The organism is Corynebacterium felinum (assembly GCF_030408755.1).
GTDB lineage: Bacteria > Actinomycetota > Actinomycetes > Mycobacteriales > Mycobacteriaceae > Corynebacterium > Corynebacterium felinum.
Genome location: NZ_CP047209.1, coordinates 3,122,300 through 3,135,746, shown reverse-complemented (window position 1 = coordinate 3,135,746; position 13,447 = coordinate 3,122,300). Strand labels below are relative to the sequence as shown.

The window sequence follows — 13,447 nt, the reverse complement described above, 5'->3', positions numbered from 1 at the left end:
CGCAATCGTTGGTGCGGATCTCAATCAGCCCGTGGTTTTTCACGGGTTTTTGTGTTTTAGGTGCTGCATATATTCACGGGTTAGGCTTATGAGTTATGAGTGTTGGCAAGATTCTTCTGTACTACAAGTTCACTCCGATTGCTGATCCTAAAGCTGTGATGCTGTGGCAGCGTGAGCTGTGCGAGCTTCTGGGGCTGAAGGGTCGTATCCTCATTTCTGAGCACGGCATCAACGGCACTGTCGGCGGTGATATGGAGGCATGCAAGAAATACATCCGTAAATTCCGCGACTTCCCGGGTTTCCGTGGCACTGAGTTTAAGTGGTCTGAGGGGTCAGCTGAGGATTTCCCGAAGCTGAGCGTGAAGGTACGCGATGAGATTGTGGCTTTTGGCGCTCCCGGTGAGCTGAAGGTGGATGAGAAGGGCGTGATTGGCGGCGGCGTCCACCTGAAGCCGGAAGAGGTGAATAAGCTGGTTGAGGAACGCGGCGATGAGGTTGTGTTCTTTGATGGGCGTAATGCGATGGAGGCCCAAATCGGCAAGTTTAAGAATGCCGTTGTGCCTGATGTGCGCACGACTCATGATTTCATCAAGGAGCTGGAGTCCGGCAAGTATGACTGGATGAAGGATAAGCCGGTGATCTCCTATTGCACGGGCGGTATTCGCTGTGAGATTCTCTCCTCACTGATGCTCAACCGCGGTTTTAAAGAGGTGTATCAGATCGACGGCGGTATCGTGCGTTACGGTGAGAAGTTCGGCAATGATGGCCTGTGGGAGGGCTCGTTGTACGTGTTCGATCGCCGCATGCACATGGAGTTCGGTGGCGGTATTAAAGACCCCGGTTTTATCCAGTTGGGTCATTGCCAGTGCGGTCAGCCGACGAATAAATTTGAGCACTGCATCAATGAGGATCACTGCCGCGATCTGGTGTTGATGTGCCCTGAGTGTTTCGAGAATGTTGAAACCCGCCATTGCGGCCGCCCCGAGTGTGTTGAAGTAGCACAGCAGGAAGCGAAAACGCACAGCGTTTAAGCACAGCGCTGCCCACCTCCTTCCCCGTCTACTCACTCTCCCCCCGCCTTGCCTGTGCACCGGCGGGGGTTTTCTTAGCCCATGTTTCGCGCCCCGCCCCTTTGCGGGATTAGGTCATGGTGATTGTGGCAATGTGGGTCTAGGCTTTGCCTCATACGTGCGACATTTTGAGAACGTTGGTTGTTAGAAGCTGCGTAGCGTGGAATTTCGCGAAGGCTTAGGTGGGGCTCGTCACTGTGAATCCCGCAGAGTTTCCACAAAAGTAGGAATCTTTGAGGGATTAGCACCCCCTTAATCCCGCAGTGTTTCGGTAAAAGTGGAATTCTTTGAGGGATTAGCACCTGCCTAATCCCTCAATTTTGAGCTAAGGTGGAGTGGGACTAAGGAAGGCGAAGTGATATGAATAGTTTTATTGACCCTATGTCCCATCGAGTCAACCTAGAAAAACAAGTCAAACAGATCATTGAGTCCGCTGCTGATGGGTGTCTGAAGAAAATTGATGAAACCGCTTCTATTGATTTCAAAGAAGAAGCCGGTCGTCGTGATGGCAAGGAAATTAGACCAGGTGTAGAGCAGAACCCCGAGGCAGCGACACAGCTTGCCTGGGAAGTAGCCTGCATGGCTAATTCACCTGGGGGCGGAGTGTTGGTTGTAGGGGTCGGGGATAAAAATGGGGAGCTCATCGGTACCGCGTTAAATGTTGATTGGCTTCGCCAGCAAATAGATTCCCGCATTCATTGCGCACCCTATATTGAGGAACACAAAGTTTTGGGGGTACGGATTTTGGTGATCTATGTCGCAGAGGCACCGGCACCAGTCCCCGGGCAAGGCGGCGCACTCCGGTGGCGTGTAGGCGACCAATGTAAACCGGTGGATCCAGCAGAATGGTGGGAGGCACAACGAAAAAGGCGCAACCTCGATGAAATGGCTCAGCTCACCCCTGCGACCGTACAAGATGTGCCCACTTCAGCAATGAATGTGCTCAGAGATCTTGGGATTGATTACGAAGGTGAACCAGTGGAAAGTTTTCTGCTCAGGCACGGAGCCTGCACCATCGATGGAGTGCTCACGGGGGCTGGAAAGCTATTGTTCTGCCCTGTCGGGTGGTCCGTTCTTGAGTTAACAATCTGTGATGTGGTCGGAGGCTCCGTTTTGAAACGCATCACGGCGAATCCTCACAAGAGCTGTTTGGAACAGCTCGCTGAGATACTCGCAGCCTTAGAAGTGGTGAATGTGAACAGTACAATACAGGCAGATTTGGTGCATAAGTTTATCCCGCTTATTCCCACAGTTGCGCTCCGCGAGGCAATTTTGAATGGGCTGATTCACCGTGACTGGCTACAAAAACAGCCCACAGAGGTTCGGTGGATTAGCGCTGATAGTCGCCTAGAGGTACGATCGCCAGGAGGTTTTCCATCTGGGATCACGCCGAACAATGTCTTAAGCAAGCGAAAGCATAGATATCCGGCGTTGGCGGATGTGTACCGATCTTTAGGAATGGTGGAAAAGCAGGGCTTTGGTGTCGATCGTATGTACCAATCAATGATTGTTGTGGGGCACCGCCCACCAATCATTGAGCAGCTACCAAACTTAAGCGTGGAAACCATCCTTATTGGTGGTCGCCCAAACCCTGTTGTGATGGCTGTCATGCAGCAGCTTCTTCCCCGTGTGCGTCAAGAGGATTACCGCATTGCTATTTTCATGCACGGTCTTTTCTACCAGGCTTTTCTTAGCACTGAGCAGTTGGCGCAATTACTGCAAGATACCTATGAAATGGCACTACATACGATCCACATTGCTTGTGAAACGGTATTCCACGAGCAACCAATTGTGGAAAAACTCCATAATGCGTGGGTGTTAGGCCGACCGGTACGAGAATATTTGCTGAAAAACTCAGATCGAAACGCGGTTTTCCCGTTGGTTCCTTATCTCACTACCGATGCTGCTGTTCTTATCCAAACCGCACTGAGTTGGATTGAGCAATTCGGAAGCATTACAACAGGTACGCTGGAGAAACTCTGTGGAGTTTCAAGTAATACTGCACGTCTCGCGCTTGCTTCTGCGGTAGAACATGGCCTCATGGTCTGCGTGGGCAAAGGTCGTGCCACCCGATTTGAAAAGGTCAAAGAAAAATAGGGGGGATGTGTCGCCCCCTAGTTGACCTCATCGCTTGTTAGAAAAGCACTCGGCGTGGGGTGTTATGTTGTGGTGGTAGCGGAGTGGAAACGGTTGTCGAGCCGGCGGGTACGGCACGGGTGCGGCCCCACTGGCGGATCGCTTCGACTTCTTCCGGGTTGGATTGGGAGAAAGGCACCACGTTTCTAAACACTTCGGCAATGTAGTCGTCATCGGGCAGTGTTGAGCTGCGATGGGCGAACATTTCCGAAGCGATATCGTGCACGGCAGCGTCGATATCAGATCCGGCGAAACCTTCCGATACGGCAGTAAGCTCCGCGAGCATTTCAGGGCTGGGGCATTGTTGGATGTACTTGATAAAAGAAAGGCGCAGGATCTCTTCCCGCTCCTCGGCGGTGGGTAGATCGACGAAAAATACTTCGTCGAAACGCCCCTTGCGTAAAAGCTCAGGAGGTAGTGTTGACACGTCATTTGCGGTGGCCACGAGGAATACCTTGGAGGTGGATTCTTGAAGCCAGTATAAAAACTGGCCGATGAGTCGTTTGGTTACTGAAGGGTCGCTGGCGCTATTGGCCAATCCCTTTTCAATCTCATCGATCCAGAGCACGCAGGGCGCTACCCGATCGGCGGTGGCGAGTGCTTCGCGGAGGTTTTTCTCCGATTCCCCCACGTACATGCCCAAGACTGAGCCCATGTCGAGGCGGTAGAGGGGAAGCTGCCATTGGTGGGCAATGGCTTTGGCGGATAAGGATTTGCCACAGCCGGGTACGCCGCACAGCAGAATGCCTTTGGGTGGGTGTAAGGCGGTGGCAGACAGGTCGGATTTGATCAGGACTTCGCGTTTGGTCAGCCAGGATTTCAAGGTAGCCAGCCCACCGATTGTGTAGTCTTCGCGTAATGTGATGCGTTCGATGCCTGTCATTTCACCGAAGATGCGGTCTTTGAACTGGGAAAGTTCTGCCAGGTCAGAGCGGGCAATTTTTCCTTTTGCTAACAGGGTTGCCAGTACGTTGATTGCTTCGGATTCGGTGACTCCTAGGAGGGTTTCTGCTGCGCGGCGGATTTCTTCGTGCTGCCACTCGATGATGATGTTCATGCGATTAGATTCGATGGTTTCGCTTAAAGCATCATAAAGCTCATCAATGTCGGGCAGATCGAGGGTGGTGGACATACCTAGGCGGGAAAGGCCTGGCCAGACGGGTTTGTCTACTAGAAGGATGATGGATCCTTGGTATTGCTCGGATAGACGCACCATTTGGGCGAAGAGCCTGGAGGTGGTGGAGTCGGCGTCGATAGTGTCGATGTCGGAGAAGATGTAGTTGACGTTGGCGCGGGTTTTGAAGGTCTGCTTCGCCATGTCGAGTGCGCCGTGCAGTGAGGGGTCTTCGGAGACTTTCCGTTTGCTGAGTAGCTCGGTGAGCCCTTCGGTGCCGGAGTATTCGAAGAAGGGCATGTTGGGGAAATTGGCGGCGATGTCGCGCAGGATGGACAGAACGCGGTTGGGTTCGATGGAGTGCACGACGATGAGGGGGACGCGTGCGGTGAGGAATTGTGTGATGGTGTTGCGTGTTTGTGTGTAGTTAGGCACGGTGGTTACTTCCTCTTCCACAGTCGTTGGACAAAGGTGGGGGTTGAGGGGGTTGGTTCAGGGTGTGTGAAGGGGTTTGGGTTGGTTGCTGCTTGGGTGTGGAATGGGTTGTAGGTGCTGGTTGAGTCGAGTTGTGGGGTGGGGTGTTGGGGTTCGGGTTGTGCGTTGTCGGCGTGGGTGAGGATTTGGTTGATTGCTGCGTTGTTGCGGAAATGTGGGTCGAGTACTGCTGTGAGTGGGGTGTTTTTGACGATGTTCAGCAGTGTGTCGGGGGTGATTGTGCTGCTGTGGGTGTGTTCGGCGGCGGCCTCTTCGAGTTGTTGTTGCATGCTGGTGATTGAGGTTGTTGTGTCTTTCATCAGCACCTCGTGTACTTCTTGTGGCAGGCTGGGGTGTTGCGCGAGTTCGACGATGGTGTGTAGCAGTGCGCGGGATTGGGTGAGTAGGTGTGCGATGTCGTTTTCGCTTTGTGCTGTTTTAAAGCTGCGGATGAGGTCGTTTTCCCAGCGTGTGTAGATTTTTGTGGTGGCTTTGTCGATATGTCGGAATAGCCGTGTGAATGTGGCTGGGGGGAACATGTCTGTGGTGATGACTGGGAGGTCGCTGAGGTCAACGGTTGGGTCTGTTCCCCATTCGGTGATGCGTCGTGCCCAGGTTTCGTATACGCCGTGTTGCATGTGTTGTGTGGGTTAGTGTCGGTTGATGGTGATGCCACCGGGTGGGGTGGGTTCCCAGTTGGGGAGGTTTCCGGCGATTTGTCGTTCGCGGGAGATTTGGGGTTTGCCGTTGTGTGTTTTGTTGGCTGTGAGCAGGTCGCGGCGGTTGACGATGGGGGTGTTTTCGTCGGTGGGGCGTTCGACGAAGCGTGGGCGTCTCCTGCTTGTTGGCTTGACGACGGCGGGTGCTGTCGCCGGTGTGGTAGCAACCAGTTCGTTGGTTGTGGTGGTTTCCGCTTCGGTGTTGGGGGCAGGTTCTGCGTTGAGGAATGGGTTGTTCATGGTGGTTAGTTCTTGTCTGTTGTGAGTGCTGGGGTGACGCGGGTTGGCCAGGTGTGGAGGAGGTTTTCGAGTTTTTCTTGGTCGCTGTCGAGTTCTTCGTATTCGAGGATGAGGTCGGTGAATTCGGCGCGTGCTTGGAGCATTATGTGTTTGGAGTGAGTGAATGCTTCGTCGCGGTGGGATTCGGCTTCGGCGATGGCTTTTTCGGCGGCTTTCTTCTTGTGTGTTATCCAGTAGTACATGCCGGCGGGGATGAGGATGAGGCCGAGGATGCCTTGGAGTAATCCGATGGAGAAGAAGACGATGATTGCGAAGAGTGCGAGCAGGATGGGGACGATGGGGAGTGTGAATTTCAGGGTGTCAATGTGGTTTTTGAAGGTGGCTGCCCATGCTGCTTCGAGGCGCTCGATGGCGTCGGCTTCGTTTTCACTTGTGGTGGTGTGGTAGCCGATGAAGTTGTAGGTGGCTGCTTGACCACTGTGGGTGCTATCGAGTTCGATGCGCAGATCAGTGATGGCCTGGGCGCGGTAGTTGCGGGTGTAGTCTTTGACTGCTTGGGAAAAGTCGTCGATGCCGCTGCCGATGGCCATTTGTTGGGTGCGGATGGATACGCCCATGATTTCGGGGGAGATTGCGGTGCGGGTTTGGAGGGTGACGGCGTCGACTGTTTCTTCGAGTGCGCGGATGTATTGGTTGGCGAGTTCTTTGGAGCGTTCGCGGTCGCCGTCGGTGTCGATGATGGCTTCGTTGAATGCTACTTCGCGGCGTAGTGGGAGTTCTTCGTCGTCGTATTCGGTGACGAGTTGTTCGAGTAGGTCGTCGAGGAGGTCTTCGATTGCGCCGAGTGCTGAGTATTCGCTGTCGCGTACGTTGGTGTATTTTTCGGTGGTTCTTCCGAGGGCGGTTGCGGCTTCGAGCATTGCTTTTGCTTGCGGGAAGTCGGGGCTCAAGCTTGCGAGTGTGTCGAATTCTTTGTCGGCGAGGATTGCCGCGTTGGTTTCGATTTCTTTGACCCATTCGTTGACTTGGGTTTTGGTGATGTCGTCGTTCATGCGCAGGTTGTGATTCCACTCGTGGAGTTGGGTGGAGATCAGTTGTGCGCCTTGTGGTCCGAAGGCGTTGTGGGATGCGGCTTCGAGGATGACTGCGGTTTCGCGGGTGAGTGCGCGGGAGTTGCAGTTTTTGAGGTAGTGCTTGAGCCAGTGGATTGCGGCGTCGATGCGGTTGACGCGGCGGAGAATCAGGGCGAAGAAGAGGGCGGTTTTTGCGGGGTTGCGTTTGTAGGCTTCAGTGATGGAGCAGTCGGTGATTTCTTTGTCGTCGCGGCTCCATGCGGCGAGTGCGACGAGTGCGGGTGCGAGCCAGTAGCCGGGTGACTGGATCATGAGTTCTTCGGAGACGTGGGAGACGACGTCGTCGGTGACGTTTCCGATGTCGAAGGCTTGGAGTACGCCGATGGAGGTGCGTCGTACGATGCTGTAGTGGCCGTATTGGCGGTCGAGGTCGGCTTGGAGGTTGCCGAGTTTGGTTTCGGCGCGTTGGATTGCGGCGATGCGTTCGGCTTGGTTGACGTAGTCGTTGAACGCTTTTTGCAGGGCGAGCAGTTCGGTTTTGGTTGTTGCGACGTCGGTGCGTACTTCGCCGACTTCGTGGCCGAGAAGGTCAACTTGCCGGTTAACGGTGAGGATATTTTCGTTGACTACGTCGACGTGTTCGCTGAGTTTACGAATCAGGGGGCTGTAATCGTATCCGGCCATGTGTGTGGTTCTTTCGTGACTTATGTGAAGTTGTATTAACGAAAAGGGTTTTTATTCCGTCTGTTAGCCTATCAATAATAAAACCCAAATTGCGATACTTTTTATGTTTTTACCCCTTGCGCTCCCCTTTGTCGTGTGGTTTAGCCTGCTGTGCCGTCGTGGTGGATGGGTCTGCCCCGTCGGCGTCGTGAGCTGAGTCGGCGAGATAGCGTGCTGCGCGGAATTTATGCTTGTCGACGCCGTGTGTTGCATAGTGCACGTTTGCACGCCGTGTGCTTGGGACTGGGGTTGGAGAAGGTGTGGTTAGTGACTTTTGAGTGACTACGGTGACCGTCGCGATTAGTGATGTCTGTGGGCATTGATATTGTTACGGAGAAGATTTTTTCAATGGCGTCTGGAGACGAAATGCTTAACCTCACCCCTGGGAACCGCTTCTTGTTCATGTCAGCTGGCCCTCATGGTGGACAGACTTTGGAAGAAATTCTTGAACGGAAGCAGGAAGAAATCCGTTCAGTTGGCTATTGCTTTTGGGGTTACGGTGGCTCACTCGGTAGCCCAGTTAAGCCTCTTTTGAAAGGTTTTCTCGAGTCAGCGCAGAATTCAGAGATAAATGTCTACATGCGGGAAACGAATTCGAATCCACATAATTCTGACACTCGAGCTACTGAATATTCAACTGATGGGAAGATCTGGTTCTCGATACCCCAAGAAATTGACTGCACGGGTTCAAATTATCCACTTTTGTTAGCTCGGCTAGACATGATTAATGACGAGCTTGATATAGCGCAATGTGAGTATTTTGTTGCTGGTAGTTTGCGGCACGGCTCTAGAATTCGAAAACTAGGTCAGGCTGATCAAGTACGGAAGTTCGGGCATCTGCTGCAGTCCCGGTCTTGATAAAGTTCGTTGTAAGTGCCCGACTGAAGTTGAATTTAGAGGCAGTAGTCATTCGGTAGATTACTGCTGCCCCGCAAAAAGGAGGGGCCAAACGTGGACACACAAGCCAAAATAGAAAAACTATCACTTTGAAAAATCTGGGCTAGAAGATGGAGCGGCGTTATGGATATTGCCACGTATCCTAAGCGGACATCGCAGCATCGCGCCTGACAGCGTCTAAATAGAGTGCGAGCCGTCTTTAATTGACACTTGCCCCCACAAGCCTTAGAATCTGGTTGGAATTCTACTCAACCACTAGCCAGGACAATCGCAATGTGAATCGGATACCAGCGCGTTAGCACCTTGGATGAGAGCACTTCCCGTCAGTTAGAGGGTGTGAAGGTGGAAAATCTGTTCACCGACAAAGTGAGTGGCAAAGACGTTAATCGCACCCAGCTCGCACTTGCTATCAACTTCGCCCGCAAAGGTGGCACACTTATCGTCCACAGCATGGATAGAATGGTGCGCAATCTAGAGGAGCTGCAGAAAGTGGTTAGGGAGCTGACCATGAAAGGTGTACATGTCGAATTTGTGAAGGAACATCTGACCTTCACCGAGGATGATTCTCCGATCAATAAACTCCTATTATCCATGCCTGGAGCTGTGGCAGAGTTCGAGCGGTCGATGATTCTAGAACGTCAGCGTGAAGGAATTGCGATAGCCAAATCTCAGGGCAAATACAAAGGGAGGAGACCATCACTTACGCTAGAACAAGTGGCGCAACTCAAGCAACGTCGAGCCGACGGCGAAACGGTAACTGCTCCATCTAAAGATTCTAAAATCTCAAGATCAACCGTATGCCATTATCCAAATCAAGCAAACACCACACATCGTAGATCTAATTATCAAAACACACCCAAGTTTTCGACTCAGACGACAAGTGATACCCCATTCCATTAAACCAACTAGCACAAAACGCATCCCTTTAGGTGAAAACCTTCTTTGAAATGAACAAGCCCTATTTTCCCAATCCGGCTCATTCTAAAAATCAATCAGCACTTGAAAACAATAGGTCTCAATTTTAAACAATAACAATTTGTTAATTTATGGAATTGATTTCACGCACGCTAGGCTTTTAGACTTAACGAAACTAGCAAATCAAGTAGAGCCATTTTATAGGTGGTCAGAAAAGAAGTTACAGATTTCTAAGCACTCGGCAGATCCAATGAAAAAACTGCTTTTTAAGTCTACCCTTGCAGAAATTGAGAGGTGGATAACCGATTGCTATCAATCTGAAGAACCAGGAATTACACCGAAACTCTACGACGGTGGCGGGGTTCCGTACCCTCATAGAACTGCATGCTACTTCTTTTTTTCCTGGTTGGTTCGCGATGCCGCAACACAACGCCTAAAGCCACTGATCAGCCAAGCCAAAAAGAACGCGCCAGCAGGCATGACGACGCAGCAACTAGAAATCAAAACAATTGCGATATTGCTTGTAACCTATCGTGATGACTTGGCCTATTTTGACTGGCCTGTTATTCGTGAAGTGTCCTTCCAACGCTTAGAGGGCTCAAGGAGAGCAAAGAGAGGGACGGGAGCAGAGATATTTGTACGAACAGCACTCACTCAAGCGTTGTCCTATTATCAGCAGACCCGCGGGAACGTTGGAAAATACAAAGATTTTGAGATTCTGTCCACACCGCTGAAGGTGAACCGCCGAACTTACGACGTAGTCGCAAAACTTATTCGGCAGGATGGATCCATTCGCTATATAATTCTTCCGGTAAAAACCCGAGAGACTCAGGGTGGTGGCCATGCCCATCTTTTTACTCGAGATATTGAGCAAGCCAACCAAGATATCCTAGCTAATTTCAGTGATGCTGTCATCGCATCAGTAATCATTGCTCAAAATTGGTCTGATGAGGAAATCACTCGTCAGAAGTCTCTTCATGGCAACGTCTTTTATTTCCCTGTGTCGCCAACTCTTTTCACCGGTTTTGACGATTCAAATCAAATTGAACTAAATAAATTGGTCGAAGAGGTGCTCGATGGAAAACTTTGAAATTCTGAATACGGATGCACTTAGCGGACTCAGAAGCCTAAAGGACAATTCAATTCAAGTCACAGTGACAAGTCCTCCGTATTTCAATCTGCGTAAATATTCCGGAGAGAACCCCTTGGAGGTGGGCAGGGAACGTTCCGTGGATCAGTATATTAAAAATCTATTGGAAATCTTCACTGTTTTAAAAAACAAGACACGCGATGATGGTTTGCTTTTCTTAAATTTGGGAGATTCATATCTCAAAGGACACCTCGGCGGAGTACCTTGGCGTCTTGCGATTGCTCTTGCAGATTCTGGATGGATTCTCCGGTCGGACATCATTTGGCATAAACCAAATGCTATGCCTTCCTCGATAAAGAATCGCCCAACGACTGACCATGAGTATGTGTTTATGTTCGCAAAGAGTCCACAATATTTCTACGACCAAGATGCCATTCGGGAACCTCATGTTACATTTACAGAGAATTCTAAAATGCGTGGCGGAAGGGGCCACCTTGGTAAACGTGGAGGCACTCCGGAAACCGGAAAGAACGCTGGAAATTCGAATCTGCATGATGCTAGGTGGGATCAGGCATTTCACCCATTAGGCCGGAATAGGAGAACGGTTTGGAGTATCCCATTAGGAAAGTTTAGAGGCGCTCATTTTGCGGTCTTTCCCGAGAAATTGGCAGAACTCTGCATTCTGGCCGGATCACGACCTGGTGACATCGTTTGTGATCCATTTACGGGCTCCGGAACAGCGGGTCTTGTTGCACTTCGCAACAAGAGAAGGTTCGTTGGAATGGAATTGGTGCCAGAGTACTCTAAAATGGCGAACGAACGACTCAACGCTGTTGGAGAATCGCTCTTTTAATGACTGTTTCGAACGGAGAAATTTCTCAGGCACTTTCTCAGTTTCTCAGTCTATGGCATATTGAGGTTTTCTCACCGGGGAAATGCGTATGAAACGCTGACCTGTGGTTTTGGCGGCTTGTTGGGTGGAACGTCAACGCAAAGCTCGCGGGATTCCAAGTTCAGAATGGTTTTTGAAAAGGAAAATCAAACTGAAAGGAACTCCCGCGTGCTTGCATTTCTGCCACACTTTTTCACACCCATCACTGCTGCACGTACTATCAGCGCATTGTGTCAAACCCACCGCAAGCGTCATGACCTGGCCCCATCAACGTGCCACAACCTGCTGTACTCAAGCAATCATGCTGTTACGCTGGCTTTATGAGGCAACCAGTATTGCTACTATTGCTCGTGATGCTCGTGTTTCACAAGGCATAAGGCTACCGCTACATCCACGAAGCACTCAAGGTTGTTTCTGCAAAATCTCCCACCCAGATAGACGCACTACACCATGCCAAGGACACCGATAATCTTTTCGTCTGCCTGGACGGAACACTCATCCGAACAGACCGCGTAGCAAGTAAAAACCTGAAAAATCGCCATGACCTGATGCGTTCCGGCAAGCACAAAGCATTTGGTGGCAATGTTCAGGTGCTCACTGACGAGAGCGGCTACCCACTATGGGTATCCCCAGTATCTCCTGGATCTGTTCATGACATCACCGCAGCGGGTGAGCATGTTCTTGATGCAATAAGCACTGTTGACATTAGCGTTCTTGCCGACAAAGGCTACATCGGTGCAGGTCACAACGTACACACACCGATTAGAGGAAGGAATCTGGCAGATGATGAGTACGAGTACAACCCGGAGTCTGAACGGATTGCGAGCACCAGCAGAACGAGCAAACGCCATGCTCAAACAACTCAAAGCACTTTCGAAGCGTAACCCTATGCCCTAAGACCATTACAGCCATCGCAAAAGCTGCTTTACTCGTCCTACACCTGGAACCACAACAAATTCTGGTGAGAAAACCTTAGTGTCCCACGATGCTCATTTGGAAGACGGTGACCATCCAAAGCATCGCGAAGGGGACGAGGAACCACAAGGTGCCCATCCATGGGCGCCAGCGGGTGTAGTTGAGGTACTTGCGGTAAAGAATGATGGCGGTGCCAAACACGCCGATCATGGGGATGATGCTGGTGGTTGCAGGCCACCAGATTTCCGCCTCGCGGGAACAAATCCAATAGGCTGTGCCCGCATCGCACAGTGGGCCACCGATGCTGCGGCTCAGTGCTGCTAGGGCAAAGGCGACGATGCCTGTCAGAATAGGGATAGCGATGGCAAAGGCAATCGCCTGGCGGGTGGAACGCTGATTCAGCTGGGCCTGAATCAGCGGGTCAGGTGTATTAGCCAAATCATCAAAAGTTTTGGGCTCAGGGCGGAAACGGTTAGGTTGATCCGCATCCGAACTCAAATCATTCTCAGGATGGTCCACCATAGAAAATCACCTCGGGCGAATGGAAATATCAGGCAATTGGGCGTCGGCAGGAGTAGCAAGCACATGAAGGATTGTGTGCGCCACAGTATCCGTCGACAAGTACTCTTTCGGAGTGTACTCCCCTGCCTCCTGAGCGCGAATTGCGCGCTGCATATCCGTGGCAATCCTGCCGGGATACACACTCGTAACCCTAATTTCGGGGGTTTCCGCCCGCAATGCTTCACACCACGCACGCGCCGCATGCTTACTTGCCGAATACGCGGCCCACTGCGGATAAGAATGCAAACCCGCACCCGAATTCACATACACCACATGGCCCTGTGCAGCGATCAGGGCGGGAAGAAGCGCTTGGCTAAGCTCCACCGGGCTGAAGAAATTCACATCCATATGCCACTGAAAAACCTCACGCGACTGCGTATGAGTACTGCCCAATTCAGCCACGCCCGCACACAACACAAGGGCATCAACACTGCTCAGGGCTGGTAAGCATTGGGTGTCCAAAGGCTTGGTGGCATCAAGCTGAAACCAGTGAAGATGCTCATGATCAAGCTGTGGTGGGGTCTGGTTGTACTGTGCATACACCGTATAGCCGGCGTCGCAAAGCGCACGCGTAACAGCAAGCCCCACACCACGACTTGCACCAGTCACAACAGCACACTTCATAAAA

At 51.5% G+C, this 13,447-nt stretch carries 14 protein-coding genes; 7 read left to right on the top strand and 7 right to left on the bottom strand.

Features of this window, described 5'->3' with window-relative positions:
• The first annotated feature begins 95 nt into the window (after positions 1–95).
• Positions 96–1,031 carry an oxygen-dependent tRNA uridine(34) hydroxylase TrhO gene (gene trhO, locus CFELI_RS13160; RefSeq protein ID WP_277104426.1) on the top strand — a complete coding sequence of 312 codons (936 nt, stop codon included), beginning with the start codon at positions 96–98 and terminating at the stop codon, positions 1,029–1,031.
• A gap of 399 nt (positions 1,032–1,430) precedes the next feature.
• A complete protein-coding gene (locus CFELI_RS13155) occupies positions 1,431–3,167 on the top strand; it encodes a DUF5635 domain-containing protein (protein ID WP_277104427.1) in 1,737 nt (578 codons plus the stop codon).
• A 37-nt stretch (positions 3,168–3,204) separates the two neighbouring features.
• Here CFELI_RS13155 and CFELI_RS13150 read toward each other — a convergent pair whose 3' ends face one another.
• The 5 genes from CFELI_RS13150 to CFELI_RS13130 form a co-directional block, all read right to left on the bottom strand.
• Complete coding sequence (locus tag CFELI_RS13150) at positions 3,205–4,755, bottom strand: AAA family ATPase (protein WP_277104428.1); 1,551 nt, start codon at positions 4,753–4,755, stop codon at positions 3,205–3,207.
• 5 nt (positions 4,756–4,760) lie between these two features.
• Positions 4,761–5,432 carry a hypothetical protein gene (locus tag CFELI_RS13145; RefSeq protein WP_277104429.1) on the bottom strand — a complete coding sequence of 224 codons (672 nt, stop codon included), beginning with the start codon at positions 5,430–5,432 and terminating at the stop codon, positions 4,761–4,763.
• A 12-nt stretch (positions 5,433–5,444) separates the two neighbouring features.
• Entirely contained in the window at positions 5,445–5,753 is a 309-nt protein-coding gene (locus tag CFELI_RS13140) for a hypothetical protein (protein WP_277104430.1), read from the bottom strand.
• Positions 5,754–5,758: 5 nt separating this feature from the next.
• A complete protein-coding gene (locus tag CFELI_RS13135; RefSeq protein WP_277104431.1) occupies positions 5,759–7,510 on the bottom strand; it encodes a hypothetical protein in 1,752 nt (583 codons plus the stop codon).
• A 109-nt stretch (positions 7,511–7,619) separates the two neighbouring features.
• Complete coding sequence (locus tag CFELI_RS13130) at positions 7,620–7,769, bottom strand: hypothetical protein (RefSeq protein ID WP_277104432.1); 150 nt, start codon at positions 7,767–7,769, stop codon at positions 7,620–7,622.
• A gap of 92 nt (positions 7,770–7,861) precedes the next feature.
• Between CFELI_RS13130 and CFELI_RS13125 the strand changes: the two genes are divergently transcribed.
• From CFELI_RS13125 to CFELI_RS13105, 5 genes are all read left to right on the top strand, one after another.
• Complete coding sequence (locus CFELI_RS13125; protein WP_277104433.1) at positions 7,862–8,407, top strand: hypothetical protein; 546 nt, start codon at positions 7,862–7,864, stop codon at positions 8,405–8,407.
• A gap of 318 nt (positions 8,408–8,725) precedes the next feature.
• Positions 8,726–9,346 (top strand): recombinase family protein, encoded by a 621-nt coding sequence (locus tag CFELI_RS13120; RefSeq protein ID WP_277104439.1) that lies wholly within the window; start codon positions 8,726–8,728, stop codon positions 9,344–9,346.
• A 265-nt stretch (positions 9,347–9,611) separates the two neighbouring features.
• Positions 9,612–10,451: a hypothetical protein gene (locus CFELI_RS13115; RefSeq protein WP_290259060.1), complete on the top strand. Its 840-nt coding sequence runs from the start codon at positions 9,612–9,614 to the stop codon at positions 10,449–10,451.
• Positions 10,438–11,304, top strand: coding sequence for a DNA-methyltransferase (locus tag CFELI_RS13110; RefSeq protein ID WP_277104435.1), 867 nt, complete (start codon positions 10,438–10,440; stop codon positions 11,302–11,304). Before CFELI_RS13115 ends, CFELI_RS13110 begins: the two co-directional genes overlap by 14 nt.
• Before the next feature lie 428 nt (positions 11,305–11,732).
• A complete protein-coding gene (locus CFELI_RS13105; RefSeq protein ID WP_310129441.1) occupies positions 11,733–12,227 on the top strand; it encodes a transposase family protein in 495 nt (164 codons plus the stop codon).
• An 88-nt stretch (positions 12,228–12,315) separates the two neighbouring features.
• Here the strand turns inward: CFELI_RS13105 and CFELI_RS13100 are convergent, their stop codons facing one another.
• Positions 12,316–12,780 carry a hypothetical protein gene (locus CFELI_RS13100; protein WP_277104436.1) on the bottom strand — a complete coding sequence of 155 codons (465 nt, stop codon included), beginning with the start codon at positions 12,778–12,780 and terminating at the stop codon, positions 12,316–12,318.
• 6 nt (positions 12,781–12,786) lie between these two features.
• Positions 12,787–13,443 (bottom strand): SDR family oxidoreductase, encoded by a 657-nt coding sequence (locus CFELI_RS13095; RefSeq protein WP_277104437.1) that lies wholly within the window; start codon positions 13,441–13,443, stop codon positions 12,787–12,789.
• Between the last annotated feature and the right edge of the window lie 4 nt (positions 13,444–13,447).

Excerpts from the sequence above, each read along its gene's own strand:
- trhO (WP_277104426.1), top strand. The coding sequence starts at position 96 with ATGAGTGTTGGCAAGATTCTTCTGTACTACAAGTTCACTCCGATTGCT.
- CFELI_RS13110 (WP_277104435.1), top strand. The coding sequence starts at position 10,438 with ATGGAAAACTTTGAAATTCTGAATACGGATGCACTTAGCGGACTCAGA.
- CFELI_RS13100 (WP_277104436.1), bottom strand. The coding sequence starts at position 12,780 with ATGGTGGACCATCCTGAGAATGATTTGAGTTCGGATGCGGATCAACCT.
- CFELI_RS13115 (WP_290259060.1), top strand. The coding sequence starts at position 9,612 with ATGAAAAAACTGCTTTTTAAGTCTACCCTTGCAGAAATTGAGAGGTGG.
- CFELI_RS13145 (WP_277104429.1), bottom strand. The coding sequence starts at position 5,432 with ATGCAACACGGCGTATACGAAACCTGGGCACGACGCATCACCGAATGG.
- CFELI_RS13095 (WP_277104437.1), bottom strand. The coding sequence starts at position 13,443 with ATGAAGTGTGCTGTTGTGACTGGTGCAAGTCGTGGTGTGGGGCTTGCT.
- CFELI_RS13135 (WP_277104431.1), bottom strand. The coding sequence starts at position 7,510 with ATGGCCGGATACGATTACAGCCCCCTGATTCGTAAACTCAGCGAACAC.
- CFELI_RS13140 (WP_277104430.1), bottom strand. The coding sequence starts at position 5,753 with ATGAACAACCCATTCCTCAACGCAGAACCTGCCCCCAACACCGAAGCG.
- CFELI_RS13155 (WP_277104427.1), top strand. The coding sequence starts at position 1,431 with ATGAATAGTTTTATTGACCCTATGTCCCATCGAGTCAACCTAGAAAAA.